The following is a 16,530-nucleotide window of genomic DNA, read 5'->3' as shown; positions in this document are numbered from 1 at the left end:
GACATAATTCAGAATAAGTGTTACGATGATACATCGTTCGCAGACTGAACAGGGCGCGGACGGATGAGAGTCGATCCGCTCTTGCCCCAAAGGGAGGAGAGCGAATTATGGCTCACAACCTTTACAGTCAAAACCGTATATTGTCCATGCTACCGGGTTCGTCGCGCAGGCGTGCATTTGCGCAGGTGGATTTTGTTCGGCTCGAAAAGCATCAGCGCCTTGCAACGATGGGAGAGCCGATTTCTTATGTGTATTTTCTTAATTCCGGCATCGGTTCGGTGCTGCTGACATCCAGTAACGGAAAATCGTCCGAGGCGGGAGTGTTCGGGAATGAGGGTTTTTCGCCCTCCTCTCTCGCTGTCGGCGGTTCCAGAAGCCCCTTCGATGTCGTGGTTCAGGTGGAGGGCGATGCTTATCGAATGCAAGCCAGCGCGTTTCAAAACATTCTTGCCGAAGATCGCACTGTCGAAAAGATCATTCTCCGTTATGTGCACGTGTTTGCCCTGCAAGCGGCCTATACGGCCCATTCCAATGCATTGGACAATGTTGATGTGCGTTTGGGTCGTTGGCTGCTCATGTGCCATGACCGCGTGCCAAGCAACAGGATCGAGCTGACGCACGACTATCTGGCCCTGATGCTTGCCGTCCGCCGGCCCAGCGTAACAACGTCGCTTCATGTGCTGGAAGGAGAGGGTTTCGTCCGCGCCACTAGAGGGGTGATTACCATCCGCAATCGCGAAGCCTTGGAAAATTTCGTAGGCAGCTCATACGGCGCGGCTGAACACGAATACCGCGTTCTTGTCGAGCACGGCGCCGATAGCGATTTCTCCGACAAACTCCCCTCTCTCCTATACGGCGGAGAAGAAGCCAACACCTTATCTGCCTAGCTTTGACGGGCGCGCAATGGCACCGTGATTCGCTACGTGCCCCTGACCTAGATTAAGCGTTCTTTTCTCTCGGGCTTTCAGCGGATTTACGCAGATAATCCGCCGCAACAGCCCTGACGATTGGAAGCAATTCCAGGTGAGGCTCGTTGAGGTCGAGTTCGGGGTTTTGGAGAATGACGTTCATAGCACGCTCCGTGATCATATGCCTTGCGGCTTCGGATGAGGAAAAGCGCGCTGCAAGGTTTTCGACGATGTCGCGAACAGTTATCGAAGACAACGAACTGGTTTGCTTAAGGTCGTCCATGACATGACCCTTCCTGAACAAGCAGGCAAGAGCATATAGTGTCTCTCAGCCGTCACTGCCTACAAATCGTGGTGACGATAAATGCATCCTTATCCAACATTCGGGAGTTTGAAACTGAAAACTGCCGTGATCGCGGGCCAGCTGCCGTATAGAACGTTTCAAGGAGAAGGAGTGTAAACCGAAGTCTTGCTGCATATCACTGATAATGCTATCTTTTATTGACATACAAGAGACCATCGGAAGGGTTTTGTACGTGATCGGACAAACACGGAATCGGTTATTGAATTTCCTGCCTGAAGCCTCCCGCGAGCGCATTCTCTCCGTACTCGAACCGGTCGATCTGCCGAAAAACTTCAAGATGGGAACGACGGACGAGGTCATGGAATATGTGTATTTCATGAGTTCCGGCATCGGCTCGGTCGCGCTTCGAAGCGACAAAGGCGTGTCTACGGAAGCGGGTATGTTCGGAAGCGAAGGTTTCTCTCCCACCGCAGTCGCTGTTGGGGGCGTGAGAAGCTCCTACGATATCATCGTTCAGGCTGAAGGCTCTGGTCACCGGATCGCCGCAAACGTATTTCGGACTTTGATGAAAACCGATAACTCGCTCTGCGATACGCTGATGCGCTATATCTATGTTTTTGCACTTCAGGCCTCATACACCGCCCATTCCAATGCTCTTGACAAGATCGACAAGCGGCTGGCGCGATGGATATTGATGTGTCACGACCGGGTACAAACCGGAACGATCAATTTAACGCACGAATATCTGGCACTCATGCTGGGGATAAGACGTCCGAGTGTCACGACGTCACTGCATGTTCTGGAAGGCTACCACCTCATCAGGTCGGAACGGGGCGTGATTACGGTTCGGGATCGCAAGGGACTTGAGGAATATGCAGGCTCTTCCTATGGCGGTGCAGAGAAGGAATACGATCTTCTCTTTAACAAAGAAATGAAGGATTGAGCTTCAATCGAGGCGAACGACAGATCGAAAAGGAAGAACTTCTACGAGCGAACCGTCTTCTCTCACGATCTCGAACACTTCACCATCGATGACCTCGCCCTTCAAGATCTTTTCCGCCATCATTTCCCGCGCCGATTGTACGGCTTCGATGCGCGCAAGGGCATCCGTGTTGAACTCGGTGCCTTCGTGATCCTCGCTGAAACCTTCATGCGAACGGACATGAAAGAAGTATCTGGGCATAATTAAGCTCCTGCTTTCGTAGCAAAAACAAGAGAAAACAATCCAGGTTCCACGCGCACGGAGATTCAAAGAGAATATCTGAAATTGGTGCGCCTGCATGGGCGTCCATAAGCTGGCTGATCAGATCATGATCTTGTTCACTTGCGGATAGACAAAATCTGACGAGATTCACTGTAGCGTTTCTGGGCAATTTGAACGTTGCCCCTGACGAGAAATCCTGCGTAGAAGCGCACCACTCGCACAAAAGGAACCGAATGGTGTAGAGGCTACGCGGAGCAAACGATTCCCCCCCCCCGCAACCCCTTCGGCCAAACCCGGACGGACTTCTCGTATTTATGGCAACCAAGCAAATGTCTGCCCAGATGATAGCCGCTGAAAGGAAGCACATGAGAAGCGGTGATGCAACAGGGCTTCAGAGACTGAGAGAGCGACGGCTTATTGCGGCACTGACGATGTCGATGGGGACAATGTCGTCCATTTAATCGGGAGCGCTTGTGTGAACTTGTCTGGCACGTCCAGCGGCGCGCCTTCGAGATCAACGGAGACACGGTGGTTCTTAAGACATAGCCCAGTTCGGATGATCCGAAAAAAGTGATCAACGCCATGATCTGGCGGCGAAACTAAAGTTTCACGCTGCCTTGCGTTCACCTTCCGGGTCGCAACGGGGCCGAGGTCTCGCATGCGACCGTGAGGTGGAGACGCAAAATGCCCCACTCTCGAAATCCCGGGTGTCGAGGTACCGGTTGATCGCCAAACGCGGAGGAGGTTGCATGAGCAGTCGCACTGACGCCTTTGTCAGCCTCTCATCGACCTTGACCGCTTTTACGGAATTTCACCTTCTTGGAACGGGCATAGTCAAAGCCTATCTGGCGGCTCTCGATCACGTCGTCGGAGAGGACATTACCGACAGGCTACTGGAAGCCTTCGACGACATTCTAGACGGTGACGAGCACGAACGTAGAAGAGTTCTCCGCGCAAAAATCCTTGGCGTTGAGATGCCGGGAGATGTGGCCCGGACGCTGACGAAGCTCTGGTATTCCGAACATGGTCCGAACTTCTCCATCGCTGGTCCGACCGCTTCGGCCCAAAACCCGATAACACGAGCTTCTTCGTTTCCCCGGAAGCCTATACCGAGGGCCTCCTGTGAGAGGCGATAGGCGCGCATCCCGCCGGTGCGAGGGCGCCGGCATACGACTCAAAGGCGTCTGCACCGATAAGTCCGTCCTTCGCCGGCTACCGAGAGCACAAATAACCCTTTAAACGTACTGAGAAGCGAAGTTTCCCTATGACCAAGAGCTCCCATAAGTTGTCCATAGACAAGGTTTGATTGGGCTTACCCCGACGCGTTTGTGGAAAGATGACTTCAACAATATCGATATCGGCATTCCCTATGCGCAGGCGCGTCGAAATGGCGATTGCGTATGTCGGCTGTGGCGGGGGCCAAAAATATCCGACCGATCCGAACGTGCTGCGCCCTGCCCTGGATTTGCGTGGGCTCCAAATCTCGGTGCCATGGGCCAGTACCTATTTCACCATCGAAGCCATGATGGAGCACACACTCGCCGATGTCGATGCTCAGCTCGACTTTCTGGAACAGATGGAGCAGGAAAGCGACAACCCTCGCCGCGCCGATCTCGTGGTTTCCGAGTTCGGTGGCGCAGTCAACCCGCTGCTTTTGGCACTGTTTCCCAACTGCCCCGACTCCAATGATGACCAATGGAAGCGGCTGATGGAAGGTTTGAAAGAAGCCGGTCGGAAGACGCAGGCGCGCAACCGCAAGCTCTGCTACCATCCGCATCTCGGAACTGGCGTAATGAAAACGGAAGCAATCCATCACCTAATGGATACGACCGAGCCCCACTTCGTCCACATGCTCCTCGACGCCGCACATCAAACCGCTGCGGGCGTGGATGCTTTGGCGCTCACCCGGAAATACGCCTGCCGTATCAAACACATCCACCTCAAAGACATACGCCGGAATGTGGTGGATCGCATCCATTCCGAAGGGCTCTCCTTCCAGCAGGGTATCGAAGCCGGCATTTTTACCCTTCCGGGTGATGGAGACATCAAGACATTTCCTGAGATTCTATCGACCCTGGCAGACGCCAATTTCGCTGGCTGGATTTGCGTGAAGGCCGAGCAGGACCCGGCGAAAGCCAACCCACTTCAATGTACCAAGATGGGCCGCGCTAACCTCGCGAGATTCTAGGATGGTAATCATGCAGCAGGATATCCTTCTCAGCCTCTTCATGTTTACCGCCAATGTTCAGCCGTAGGATGAAGCGTATGGTGATCGCCTGTTCAAGCATATGCGCCACATCGCCGAGATGGGCTACATAGGCTTCGATATCTCGATTGCACCTCAACAGACAGCCGATCAGGTGGCCGAGATTGATCTTTACAAGCGCTTTCGGGAGAGGCTTGGAACAGCAGCTCTAGGCAATCTGACCTATACCACGAATGTCGGAACGACGCGGAGTTTCGATCCGACCTCGCCCTATAGGGAACAGCGAGAATCCGCCCTCGCCTACCTGAAATGACGCGTCGATATAACGGCGATACTGGGTGGCAAGACCGTCATGGCCGGTCCGATCATCTTCCATTATGACATATTTCCAACCCTTGATGACGGGACCGCTCTCAGGTCGGATGCCCTGCAGGACTGGCTGAGCGAACGTTACATCCTCGCCAAACCGGTGATCAGCGAGTTGGCCGACTAGGCGGACAAGAAAGGCGTCAAAATCGCAATCGAGCCCGTCGATCACTGGGAGACGCCAACACCGAACATGGTCTCGGACGTGCTGGAGTTTCTGGCGAACATTGGCAATCCCTTCGCAGGACTAACTGTGGATAGCGCGCATGTTTTTCTCGGTAGCGATAGCCCGATGCATTTGATCGGAATATCAAGGATTTGCTTAAGCAAGACAGACTTCACTATATCCATATCTCAGCGCCGGATCGTGGTGAAGTTCAAGATAGCTGGAGACCTTGGGCCAGCTTTCTGCCCCCGTGAAGGCCCAATATAAAGGCCCACACCCTATCGAAGTTCAACGCGGCACCTCCGTTTTTGCAAGGGCTGCGCATCACAAGACGTAATTTCTGTATACCGGGCGAACATGAAGCGGTGGGCGTGAAGAGCGCCTATCAGGTGGCACAGAAGGGTTTGTCTACCCTACAGAGCGCTTTGGCGAATTGCGCCTGAGGTCGACCTTCCGACCCCACAACATTCACCGCTCCATTTTCTCAATCGGAGCCAAATTGGATTACTGTAAATGGATTTGATTTGAAAGCCACGCCCCTACGTGCCATAGCACCGCAGGACTTATTGGCCGACAGGTTGGGCGCCTTGAAAGACTTGCCCGGCTTCAGGGAAGGAGCAGGCTTCAGCCTGATCCCCCCCCGGTAGAAAAAGCCCATCGGCTTCTTTCTTCAACTGCGCGAGACGGTAGAATTTACGAGCATCGGCGCGCCTGTCTTCAATCGCGGAAGTGTTCAGGATGATATCGCGATCTACGGTGTGACCTACCTCCACCGTGTAACGGATGCGCTGACGGGCGGCGCACTGCATATTGAGCCAGGCATGTGGCTTAACATTCCCGCAACGACGGATCCAAAAGCCGAAGCCAGTATCGCGCGCCTGGCGACCATCCCTCACAATCCCATTCAAGATCGGTGAACAGCCCCCTGCGGCGGGAACCGCCAATTTTTTTGAGCAATATGATCTCACGATTCCCTAGCCGTCTAGAAGCGCCCCGCTCCCATCTGAAATCTCACAACTGATCGTGTCCGATCCCAACCAAGTACTCCGCGATACGCTGAACAGCCAAATTTTGACGGAAGGCAAGACATTGAAGTCAATCACACAACTGCTTACCTCGACACAGATATTGGCGGTATCGAGAATATTCCCCTCATCACCAAAAGCGCGGTGGCCGTTTCGCAAGACTCAGTCTTCGCTATCGAAATCGTGGCAAATGGGGAAGGACGCGAATTCTGAAGCTCCAATATTCACAATTGAGCCTCCTAGACTTTGGCGGCCTGAGCTACCCTCATGTAACCGTCGGCACGCTCGTCGAGGCTTTCTAGAATTCTGCTACGACAATCCCAGTTACAGTCGATATCTAGGGGCGCGTACACAACGCGGCCCGTTTCAACGACTGAATCCTGTCAATTGACAGGCTTCGTGAGCATCTCCAGTCAGAAAGGCGTAAGGCGCTTTCCAGTTAGTGCGAGTGCAGAAAGGCGATTAAATAAAACCCTGTCAGCTGACAGGTAACGCGCACATGAATGATTTCGTTACGCGACACACGCACGAGACAGAGCCGTCAGTTGCGCTTTTCAGCGAAAGCCGGAACCTCTCAAGAGCGACCGATTTACGCCGTGCACGCCTGTCAGCTGACAGGCTTTCATAGGCTCTATCAAAGTCTGACTCCCACGCTCCCAGTAAAACACATCAATCGCTCCTCCAAGTCCCCAGAAGCATACTCATAAATTTCTCCGCAGCAGGGGAGAGTGAGCCGCTTCGCCGCCTCACAGTTCCGATTGCTCTCGATATTTCCGGGTTTCGAATTGGTCGGGTGACAATGTAGGGATGGTCGCCGTGAGGCGTCGCCATCTTGGGAAGCACAGAAATACCCAGACCCGCTTCGACAAGACCAAGTGAGGTGGAGAGGTGCGTTACCTCATAGAACCATCTCAGTTTGATGTTTGAGCGTGCAAGTGCTGCATCTAAGAGCGTGCGGTTTCCACTTGAGCGGTGGACGGTGATAAGAGGGTAGGGCTCGAGGTCTGGCCATTCCACTTCCGCTTTCTCTGCCAGCGGGTGGTCGCTTCTGGCCGCCAGCACGAACGGGTCTTCAGCCAATTTGTCAAAAGCCAGATCCGGGTCCGAATTCCCCATAATGTTGATACCGAATTCCACCTCGCCGCGAGAGACCGCCTGAAGGCCTTCCGTTGCGGTCAAGTCGAGAATGCGAAAGCGGATATTTGGATACTCGACATTGAACTGCCTGATGACGGTCGGCAGAAAGTAAAAGGCTGCCGTGGGAATGCAGGCAATCGTCACCAGACCACTACGATTGGGACCAAGGTCACGAAGCGAGAATAGCGAGCTGTCAAATTCCTCGATCATCCGTTGAACGAGAGGGATCAGTTCCGACCCTACAGCCGTAGGCGCAACATGTCTTGTCGTCCGTTCCAGAAGCGGAGAGCCGATTACCTGCTCCAGCTTCTGTATGCGACGACTGAGCGCTGGCTGTGAGATATTCAGCAGTTCCGCTGCCCTGTGAAAGCTTTCCAAGTCCACCACTGCAAGAAAAGCGCGGAGGTCCAAAATCTCACAATTAATGTTCATTTCACATCAATCCTGCCGTTCTTAGCATTTCACAAATTAATGCTCCTTCCGATAATAGCAATAACTACGCTGATTATTACAGTAAATGCATCATTGGAGGCCGGTGATGAATGATTTGACTGCTGTTCCATGTGTACTCATGAGGGGAGGGACCTCCAAAGGACCATTCTTTCTCGCATCTGACCTGCCGTCGGATATCAAGGCGCGTGATGACATGCTTCTGTCCGTAATGGGTTCGGGGCACCCGTTACAGATCGATGGTATCGGGGGTGGAAACCCGGTCACAAGCAAGGTTGCAATCGTCGGCCCGGCTTCAAGACCCGATGTGGACGTCGATTATCTGTTCGCGCAGGTCCGGGTCGATCAGCAACTTGTCGATACCTCTCCAAACTGCGGAAATATGCTCGCAGCCGTCGGACCTTTCGCAATCGAGGCTGGCCTTACGCCGGTGAGGGGCGACACGACGCTGGTGCGAATTCACAATGTCAACACGGGCAAACTGATCGAGGCCGAGGTTCCAACACCCGGCGGAACCGTTGCTTATCTGGGTAATGCCTCCATCGATGGTGTTCCGGGGCAGGCGGCTCCCATCGCTCTGACTTTCATGGATGCGGCAGGGGCAAGGACCGGAAGTCTGTTCCCAACCGGAAGGTCCATCGAGTTCGTAGAGGATATTGCGGTCACCTGCATCGACTGCGCCATGCCCATGGTTCTCATCGAAGCGGAAGCGCTCGGCGTCTCGGGCTATGAGACCGCAGATGCATTGAACAGCAACAAAGAGCTGCTCTCCAGACTTGAAAAACTGAGGCTCGCCGCCGGCCAACGCATGGGCATGGGTGATGTGACCAATCAGGTTACCCCGAAGCCCGTACTCATTTCTAAACCGCGCCACGGCTTCGATCTCAGTGTACGATATTTCATGCCCGCTCAATGCCACCCATCTTTGGCAACGACCGGCGCGGTGGGAATTGCAACGGCCTGCATCAATGACGACACCGTTGCTTCAAGATTGATTGGACGGCGCCAGCCGCCGACAATTCTCTCTATCGAACACCCGAGCGGCCATCTCGATGTGAAGTTGGCGGAGAGGGAAGGGAAGGTCGTCGCTGGCATTTTGCGAACCGCCCGCCGGCTATTCGAAGGACATGTCTTCGCAAAACCCAGCCACCGCCTTATTAGAGCGGCCTGAAATTCATTTCAAACAGACACCGGGAGAGTGTCATCAGGAGGAGTTATCATGAAAAAGTTTCTTTTGGTTCTTGCAGCATCCGTAGCGATGGCGGGAAGCGCATTGGCAGAGCCCGTCCGCATCAGCGTGGGATCCTACAATCTCAACAACCTTCCTTTTCCGGTTGCCAAAGGTCTCGGCCTATATGAGATGGAAGGTCTTGAAGTTACAGTAGAAAACTTCGCCTCAGGCGGCTCCAAAACCCTGCAGGCACTTGTTGCCGGATCGACCGATATCGCGGTCGGCTTCTACGATCACACCATTCAGATGCAGTCTCAGAACAAGCATGTGGTTGCCTTCGTGACGCTTGCACGAAATTCCGGCCTCGTGCTGGCAGGCACCCCCGATAGCAAGTTCGATCCGGCAAAACCGGAAACGATGAAGGGTGCAAAAGTCGGCATCACCGCGCCGGGCTCGTCATCGGATTTATTCGTCCGCTACTATCTTCAGCGGCATAATCTCTCGCCCAGCGATGTCTCGCTGATCGGCGTTGGCTCCGGCTCCTCCGCTGTCGCCGCACTTCAGCAGGGCAAGATCGATCTTCTGGTGAATTACGATCCGGCTGCGACCTTCGTGGTGGAGAAGGGCGTGGGCAAAATCATTATCGATGCCCGCAATGATGATGGCGCCAAGGAGATCTACGGCGGCATCTACCCCACATCCGTTCTCTACGCCACGCAGGATTATATTTCGGCAAATCCTGAAACCGTTCAGAAGGTCGCGAATGCGACGGTGAAGGCGCTTCAGTGGATGAAAGACCATTCGGCAGAGGAAATCGTCGAGAAACTTCCGCCGGAATTCATCTCCGGAGACCGCGAAACCTACATCAAGTCCGTCGAAAATGCGCGTCCGATCTTTTCTGCCGACGGTGTGATGAACGAGACCGACGTCAAGACGCCGCTCGATGTTCTGAAGACCTTCAACGAGAAAGTCGCGGCAACAGATATCGACCTGTCGAAGACCTACACGAATGATTTCGTAAACAAAGTGCCCAAAGCGGCATCTAACTGAGGGAGGCCGCAATGTCTGTCGCCGTTGTAAAACAGACTCATAATCTGGAGCAGCCCGCTCCCGCCAAATCCATGGTGTCCATCAATGCTGTAACCATGGCCTTCGGCTCATTCGTCGCGGTTCAGGATGTCAATCTCGATGTCAAGGATGGCGAGTTCGTCGCAATCGTCGGACCGACCGGTTGCGGCAAGAGCACCATTTTGAACGCCATAGCCGGTTTGCTGAAACCCGCGCATGGCACGGTCTCAATCGACGGAAAGCCCGTCAATGGCGTGCACAATGATATCGGTTATCTCTTTCAGCAGGATGCGCTTCTGCCTTGGAAGACGGCAATCGAAAATGTCGAGCTCGGCCCGATGTTCCAAGGCGTTTCGGCGGCTGAGCGACGCGAACGTTCCTTGCAATGGCTGGCCAAAGTCGGACTGAAGGGCTTCGAGCATCGCTATCCCCACCAGCTTTCCGGCGGTCAGAGAAAACGTGTTCAGATGGCGCAGGCTTTGATTACCGGCCCGAAAGTCATTCTGATGGATGAGCCATTTTCGGCACTCGATATTCACACCCGCCACCTGATGCAGAACGAGCTTTTGCGGCTATGGCAGGAGGAGCGCCGGGCGGTCGTCCTCATCACACATGATCTCGAAGAAGCGATCGCACTCGGAGACCGCGTCGTGGTTCTGGCCGCCGGTCCAAAATCCCGGGTCATCGACAGCTTCCCGGTCGATCTCGAACGTCCAAGGGATGTCGCCGAAATCAAACTCGATCCGCGATTTACCGAACTCTATCGAAACATCTGGGCGTCCCTGCGCGGCGAAGTGGAGAAAAGCTATGAACGCCATGACTGAACGCATGATCCAACTGGCTCTTTTGGTCGTCATCGTCGGCGGCTGGCAGCTGGGCGTCAATGCCGGAATTATCGACGTTTTCTTCTTTCCGGCCCCGGTCGATATCGTAAAACAGGTCATCACCTGGGTAACGGATACGGGATTTTACCGTCACGTCTCCATCACGCTCACCGAAACTGTGCTTGGCTATATCATCGGTACGGGACTTGGTGTTGCAGCGGGTGTATGGCTCGGACTTTCCAGATCGGCTGCGCGCATTCTTGATCCTTTCATCAAGGGTCTGAACGCCATTCCGCGCGTCGTTCTCGCGCCGATTTTCGTTCTTTGGCTGGGTCTCGGCTTGTGGTCCAAGGTTGCGCTGGCCGTGACGCTGGTTTTCTTCGTCACCTTCTTCAATGCCATGTAGGGCGTTCGCGAAGTCAATCCTGTCGTTCTGTCCAACGCCAGAATTCTGGGCGCCAAGCGTTCCGACCTGCTACGCCATGTCTATTTCCCCGCAGCGGCAAGCTGGATTCTCTCGTCCCTTAGAACATCCGTCGGCTTTGCGGTCGTCGGCGCGATTATCGGCGAGTATCTCGGATCATCCGCGGGCCTTGGCTATCTCATTGCTCAGGCAGAAGGAAACTTCGATGCTGTCGGCGTCTTCGCAGGTATTTTCATCCTCGCGATCTTCGTTCTCCTGATCGATCTGCTCCTCGATTTCGTAGAAAAGCATCTGATCAAATGGCGACCGAATACCGCCGAGAGACCAGCATAAGCAACCATGAACAGACCCCGCGCAAGCGGGGTTTTTTCTGTCGACTTTTCTGTTGTAAGCCGCCACATGAACAGATTAGTTCAACTCGCCTTGGCTCGTTGTCGGGCGAGGGGAGGGGAGCGGCACTTCGGCAGACGCCTCGCTTTGCCAGGTGTTTACGGTGCGGACGATACCGGGAATTTCAGGATCGAGATAGCTCTTCTGACCTGCCAGTCCCATAGGGTACATCGCCTCACGCTCAGCCTCGTATTTCGCACTTTCCTTTGTGCAGAGGCGAATTCGCATGTCTTCCGGTTTCACATCCGGGCGGTTCACCACAGATTCCAACGATCCTGCATTGGCGGCAAGCGATCCGTCGAATGCCTGATCGAGAAACTGCGCGGACCTCTCGTTGCGCTCCCGTTCGGTCGTTGCTCCGAGAATGACAACCATGACCTTCCTGTTGTTTCGCGTGGCAGTGCCGACATAGTTACGGCCGGATGCGCAGAGGAAACCGGTCTTCAGCCCAGTCGTTCCGCGATATCGGGTCAAGAGTAAATTGTTCGACTTGATCTCCTTGCCGTTGATCGAAACGGACGATGCCTGGAAGAAGCGTTCGAATTCCGGAAACTGCTGCTCAACCGCAAGGCCGAGCAATGCCAGATCGCGGGCGGTCGTATAGTTGTTTCTATCGAAAAGGCCGTTCGGATTGGAAAAATGCGTCCCAGTCATCCCGAGGCGCTTCGCCGCATCATTCATCTTCTGAACGAACGACGCGTCTCCGTGCCCGACCGTTTCGGCCACCGCCATGGCGACATCATTGGCCGATGCTGCAATCATCGCGTAAAGCGCATCTTCAAGCGTCATCGTCTGCCCGAGAACGAGGCCGGATTCCAGAAATGCTTGACCGACTGACTTCTTCGTCATGGTGACCGGCGTCGACAGTGAAATCTCCCCGGCCCGCAGCGCTTCGAACGTTACGAAGGCTGTCATCAGCTTTGTTGTCGAGGCCGGATACCACAAAACGCCGGCATCTTCCTGAGCGAGAACCTGCCGACTATCCGCATCAAGAACCAGAACCGGCGTCGCATGCAACTGAGTTGGTGCGAGCGCCAGGGAGGACAACACAATACGACTGATCAGGCTTTTCATCTTAGACGCTTTTCAAACTGCGGAACTCGGAATGTCTGAATGCCACATTCCAACCCGCCACTGCAACAAGACCGGCTAGTTCGCTCCAGAATAGGGCAGGGGTGCGACGCAGACGGCAACATCCTTATCAAATTATATCTGCTCGTTACCCTGTTGCTGAAACCGGATGTCCCGCCGCGCGCAGCAAGGCCATCAAAACCGGGCCGAGAGAAAATTCGCCGCGTCTCGCTTTGTTCGTCAAATCTCGCAAATATCCGCCCGGCGAATTGATGTGGCCGCCTTTTTCAAGAATGCAGGCAATCGTCACCGCCGCATTTTCAGGCCCCATCGCGTCACACGCCTCCTCATAGGCGGACGGGCTGACCCCCAGCATCGACCGCACGACGACCGCAGCCGTCATCATTTCGCGCCAGTTTCTGATCTGGCCCTCCGGTCCGTAATTGGCAATGTCTGGGCACGCACGCAAGACAAGCCCTAATGGGAATGCCTTCATCGGCACATGCATTTGTTGCCTGTTCTGGCTCGGCTTCGCTCCCTGCTCTTCGTCAGAGCTTGGTTCAGATTCATAAGGGGGGTTGGTATTTGAATTCTGTAAGTGACGCTCAATATGAGCATCATTGCCAGTCATATTTGTAGAAATATCCTCGGAACTCAGCATCTTGACGACATCGTCACGAAGTTTCGCCATCTCTTCACCCAAGCTGCCCAGCTCTTCCAAGCTTGGCGAACGCGGAATACGGGCGACAAGGGCAATATATCGATCCTCAATCTGACCCCAATCGCCTGGAGCGCCCTCTTCCATCGCAGCCGTCAACAGCTTGCGGATGTCTCGCCGGCAAATGGTGAGGTGTTCTTTCGCACGCCGATAGGCCAGACGATCCGCCGCTACCTGCTGGGCAAGGCAGGCCAGTTCCTGTGCCCGCATTAAAAGTGGCGAGATATCAAACCCGAAAGCGTCTTCGATAGAACCCGCGTCGTCCTTGCGCGCATATCGCTTGCCATTAGCGCTATCTCTTCGAATTATCAGGCCAGCCTCAACCAGAATTGCCAGGTGACGGCGCAGCGTCGCCCCCGCAATTCCATGCGCGCGGATCGAAAGTTGGATATTGGAAGGGAAGACCACGAGCTGAGCGTCCTGACGCAGCTCATTTTCGGGATAAAAGCTCAACAGGGCATCAAGAACGGCAAGGCTCCGATCCTGAAGCCCCAAGCGTTCCCGCGCCTCGGAGGCATCTCGAAACACCTTCCACTTGTCAGCCGAAGCCCCTTGCTTGATCTCGCCAGTAGCAATCTGCCGCTTCACAAGCGCAAGCGTAACCGGCCGCCGCCCGAAGGGCGTCGTCACCTGTCCACGTTCCATTGTCCCGCCTTCTTTCAAAAAGGCAAAAGAAGAGCGCCCACCGAAGTCGGTGCCAAAAACTCTTGACTAGGATTCATGGAAATGCGATTCTCAAGTTCTCACACATCGAGAGAGGCTTCCATGACGGCAACGTTTAGGGGGCCTTTTTCTTTTGCTCGTTTACGTCCTTCGTTTTCGTTCGAAACTGCTTGCAGCTTCAGGTCAGTTTTTCGTTTTCGCGCGCGCGAACTGCTCCGCAAGCGCGGGAAGTTCCTGCTCGATAAACTTCAAGAATTCCGTCCCGGATTGATCCTCCACGCTAATGCGCAAATCTTTTGAAGAGCGCACATAGCTGCCGATGACATCACCCTTGAAGCCCTTAATCGTCTTACCGGATTTTTTTGCAATTGCCGTCGGCCTTAGCGCTGCCAAGACTGCCAAAAACCGCTGATCCGAACTCGCCAGGCGTTTATCAGCATCGGCCAGCAGGTTTCTGAGACTGTCCACCGCATCAGGCTTTTCGGAAACAGCCTTGGCAAGATCGGCCCATCTCGGACGGCCAACCTTGGGCGCCCTGCCGATCGCTTCGATGACATCGCCTGGCACGTTCCGGTAAACTGCCCGCATGCGCGCCAATTCGGCATCGTCAATGGAAAGCGCCGCGTAAATATCACGCGGCTTGATGCCCGCTTCGTCCATGCGGCGCGCAAAAAGCGCCCGCTCGATCCAGCTCAAATCCTGCCGGTTGGCGTTTTCAATGCCCTGCGCAATGACGAGATCGAGATCGGAAATCTCCACCTCGATAGCACGCACGGGAATACCGATTTCTTTCGCAGCGCGAAGGCGGCGATGGCCATATATGACCTGATAACGGTCAGGTGCAGAGGGCGATTTCCGAACCTGGATTGGTACTTTCTGGCCTTCCGATTTGATGGAGTTGCGGAAGACCTCGAAATCTTCCGAACCGTCATCGGGCAACCGATCGGGGTAGGGGGACGGATCGATTTTGGAGGGGTCGATCTCCTTGATCGCGCCGCCACCGGAATCGATCAGTGCCTTGAGCCGATCACGCTCCGATTTGATATCGTCAATCGCACGGTGCGCTGCGCCGATAACACCAGCGCCCACCCTGTTGGGTGTTGCTTGCGGCTGAGGCTGCGGCTCGTTTGGCGTATCGGAGGCGAGCCTGCTTTCCAGCTCCGCGGAAAGAAGACCGAAGTTCGCGACAATGGATTTGCGGGGTGATTTGCTCATGCTCGTCCCCAACTGTCAGTGATGAGCTTGACGATGGCCTCATTGACGGCATCGACCGCTTCGCGCGCGCGCTTATGCGTGTCTCTGCCGATCTGTCCCATCTCAAGTTCATAGATCGAGCGCTTGGCCAGACCAGCAGCCTCGACTGCCGTGCTTTCGATGGAGGTCGGCAGCAATACATCTGTGCCGAACAGATGCCGCATCATCGCAACCACTTGGGACTGCGGCGCATCATTCGGGTCATGCCTTGTCACCAAATATCTGATGAAGTCTTGGTCGAGCTGCGCACCATTTTCGTTGAGTACGCTGATCAAGTCACCCATCATCAGAAGGAACTGGCTCATGGAAGCGACATCGAGCATGGCCGGATGCACGGTGATGATCATGCTGGTGGCAGCGTATATGGCGCTCAGCGTCAGGAAGCCGAGCGACGGCGGCGTATCGAGAATGACGACATCATAGTCCTGATCTACCTCGGCCAGCGCAAGCTTCAACCGCTCGAAGAAGATCGCACCGGAACTCGATTTTTGTGCAAGAACACGCGGTGTTTCGTGTTCGTACTCCATGACCTCGAGATTTCCTGGGATCAGATCGATGCCGTCGAAATAGGTCTTGCGAATAATGTCGCGGATTGGCCTTCGCTCGCTCTCGTCGTAACGCAGTGCTGCATAGATCGTCTCATTGGCACCCACATCGAATTCCGGCTGCGCGCCGAACAGCGCAGATAGAGACGCCTGCGGATCGAGATCGAGTGCAAGAACGCGATATCCCTGTAGAGCCAGGTAATGCGCGAGATGCACGCAGGTCGTGGTTTTTGCACTACCACCCTTGAAGTTGGCAATGGCAACGACCTGGAGATGTTCTCCCGCACGGCGGCGGGGAAGAAAACGCAACGCTTCAGCGGGCTTCTGGCTGGCGAACAGCTCGCGCAACTCGTTGATCTGGGCCAGTGTATAAACTCGGTGATTGTTCTCGAGCCGCCCAGGCATCGGCCCGCGTCCTTCGCTCGACATCAGCTTGAGGGTGGAATCAGGGATCGATGTCAGCTTGGAGACTTCGTTCGTTAGAAACGGGCGCAGGCTCTTTTCCGATGTCGGAGGATACATTCGCGTCCGAAGCTGCTGAAGCTGTTGCGACAGAAGGCTTGCATGGCGCATGATCTTGCTGCCTGCATCCTCTTTCGGAAAAGCTGCCTTTTCTGCTCTTTCTGCTATCGCCAT

16 protein-coding genes and 2 pseudogenes are annotated in these 16,530 nt (G+C 54.7%); 10 read left to right on the top strand and 8 right to left on the bottom strand.

From position 1 onward, the window contains the following. Window positions 1-107 precede the first annotated feature (107 nt). On the top strand, window positions 108-887 hold the full coding sequence (locus tag CFBP5473_RS21160) for a Crp/Fnr family transcriptional regulator (RefSeq protein WP_084631472.1): 780 nt from the start codon (window positions 108-110) through the stop codon (window positions 885-887). Between the two features lie 52 nt (window positions 888-939). On the opposite strand, the gene CFBP5473_RS21155 is transcribed toward CFBP5473_RS21160, so the two are convergent. Then, window positions 940-1,191 (bottom strand): hypothetical protein, encoded by a 252-nt coding sequence (locus tag CFBP5473_RS21155; RefSeq protein WP_027674172.1) that lies wholly within the window; start codon window positions 1,189-1,191, stop codon window positions 940-942. 280 nt (window positions 1,192-1,471) lie between these two features. Between CFBP5473_RS21155 and CFBP5473_RS21150 the strand changes: the two genes are divergently transcribed. After that, complete coding sequence (locus tag CFBP5473_RS21150) at window positions 1,472-2,155, top strand: Crp/Fnr family transcriptional regulator (protein ID WP_234881905.1); 684 nt, start codon at window positions 1,472-1,474, stop codon at window positions 2,153-2,155. 3 nt (window positions 2,156-2,158) lie between these two features. Here CFBP5473_RS21150 and CFBP5473_RS21145 read toward each other — a convergent pair whose 3' ends face one another. Then, window positions 2,159-2,395, bottom strand: a complete 237-nt coding sequence (locus CFBP5473_RS21145; protein ID WP_027674174.1) for a DUF6894 family protein — start codon at window positions 2,393-2,395, stop codon at window positions 2,159-2,161. 770 nt (window positions 2,396-3,165) lie between these two features. Here CFBP5473_RS21145 and CFBP5473_RS21135 point away from each other — a divergent pair. The 4 genes and pseudogenes from CFBP5473_RS21135 to CFBP5473_RS25120 all read left to right on the top strand — a co-directional run bounded on the left by CFBP5473_RS21135 (window position 3,166) and on the right by CFBP5473_RS25120 (window position 5,115). Beyond that, window positions 3,166-3,552: a hypothetical protein gene (locus CFBP5473_RS21135; protein WP_234881904.1), complete on the top strand. Its 387-nt coding sequence runs from the start codon at window positions 3,166-3,168 to the stop codon at window positions 3,550-3,552. A gap of 128 nt (window positions 3,553-3,680) precedes the next feature. Further along, window positions 3,681-4,612 (top strand): annotated as a pseudogene (locus tag CFBP5473_RS21130) (TIM barrel protein). Window positions 4,613-4,704: 92 nt separating this feature from the next. Next, window positions 4,705-4,935, top strand: coding sequence for a hypothetical protein (locus tag CFBP5473_RS21125; protein ID WP_027674175.1), 231 nt, complete (start codon window positions 4,705-4,707; stop codon window positions 4,933-4,935). A 39-nt stretch (window positions 4,936-4,974) separates the two neighbouring features. Continuing rightward, window positions 4,975-5,115 (top strand): hypothetical protein, encoded by a 141-nt coding sequence (locus CFBP5473_RS25120; RefSeq protein WP_169696909.1) that lies wholly within the window; start codon window positions 4,975-4,977, stop codon window positions 5,113-5,115. Window positions 5,116-5,717: 602 nt separating this feature from the next. Here CFBP5473_RS25120 and CFBP5473_RS21120 read toward each other — a convergent pair. Both CFBP5473_RS21120 and CFBP5473_RS21115 read right to left on the bottom strand, forming a co-directional pair. Next, entirely contained in the window at window positions 5,718-6,062 is a 345-nt protein-coding gene (locus CFBP5473_RS21120; protein ID WP_136954417.1) for a hypothetical protein, read from the bottom strand. Between the two features lie 786 nt (window positions 6,063-6,848). Further along, window positions 6,849-7,748 carry a LysR family transcriptional regulator gene (locus CFBP5473_RS21115; RefSeq protein ID WP_027674178.1) on the bottom strand — a complete coding sequence of 300 codons (900 nt, stop codon included), beginning with the start codon at window positions 7,746-7,748 and terminating at the stop codon, window positions 6,849-6,851. Window positions 7,749-7,854: 106 nt separating this feature from the next. Between CFBP5473_RS21115 and CFBP5473_RS21110 the strand changes: the two genes are divergently transcribed. The 4 genes and pseudogenes from CFBP5473_RS21110 (at window position 7,855) to CFBP5473_RS21095 (ending at window position 11,586) form a co-directional block, all read left to right on the top strand. After that, on the top strand, window positions 7,855-8,937 hold the full coding sequence (locus tag CFBP5473_RS21110; RefSeq protein ID WP_027674179.1) for a 4-oxalomesaconate tautomerase: 1,083 nt from the start codon (window positions 7,855-7,857) through the stop codon (window positions 8,935-8,937). A gap of 48 nt (window positions 8,938-8,985) precedes the next feature. After that, window positions 8,986-9,987 (top strand): ABC transporter substrate-binding protein, encoded by a 1,002-nt coding sequence (locus tag CFBP5473_RS21105; protein WP_027674180.1) that lies wholly within the window; start codon window positions 8,986-8,988, stop codon window positions 9,985-9,987. An 11-nt stretch (window positions 9,988-9,998) separates the two neighbouring features. Further along, window positions 9,999-10,829 (top strand): ABC transporter ATP-binding protein, encoded by an 831-nt coding sequence (locus tag CFBP5473_RS21100; RefSeq protein WP_027674181.1) that lies wholly within the window; start codon window positions 9,999-10,001, stop codon window positions 10,827-10,829. After that, window positions 10,813-11,586: pseudogene (locus tag CFBP5473_RS21095) on the top strand (ABC transporter permease). The gene CFBP5473_RS21100 and the pseudogene CFBP5473_RS21095 overlap by 17 nt, the downstream one beginning before the upstream one ends. Window positions 11,587-11,661: 75 nt before the next feature. Here CFBP5473_RS21095 and CFBP5473_RS21090 read toward each other — a convergent pair. The 4 genes from CFBP5473_RS21090 to repA form a co-directional block, all read right to left on the bottom strand. Continuing rightward, window positions 11,662-12,717, bottom strand: coding sequence for a D-alanyl-D-alanine carboxypeptidase family protein (locus CFBP5473_RS21090; RefSeq protein WP_027674182.1), 1,056 nt, complete (start codon window positions 12,715-12,717; stop codon window positions 11,662-11,664). Between the two features lie 145 nt (window positions 12,718-12,862). Then, complete coding sequence (gene repC / locus CFBP5473_RS21085; RefSeq protein ID WP_027674183.1) at window positions 12,863-14,077, bottom strand: plasmid replication protein RepC; 1,215 nt, start codon at window positions 14,075-14,077, stop codon at window positions 12,863-12,865. Between the two features lie 201 nt (window positions 14,078-14,278). Further along, a complete protein-coding gene (repB, locus tag CFBP5473_RS21080) occupies window positions 14,279-15,310 on the bottom strand; it encodes a plasmid partitioning protein RepB (protein WP_027674184.1) in 1,032 nt (343 codons plus the stop codon). Continuing rightward, complete coding sequence (repA, locus tag CFBP5473_RS21075) at window positions 15,307-16,530, bottom strand: plasmid partitioning protein RepA (RefSeq protein ID WP_037170728.1); 1,224 nt, start codon at window positions 16,528-16,530, stop codon at window positions 15,307-15,309. Before repA ends, repB begins: the two co-directional genes overlap by 4 nt.

The organism is Agrobacterium larrymoorei (genome assembly GCF_005145045.1).
GTDB lineage: Bacteria > Pseudomonadota > Alphaproteobacteria > Rhizobiales > Rhizobiaceae > Agrobacterium > Agrobacterium larrymoorei.
The sequence above is the reverse complement of the archived record's forward strand: the minus strand, read 5'-3'. Positions and strand labels throughout refer to the sequence as shown.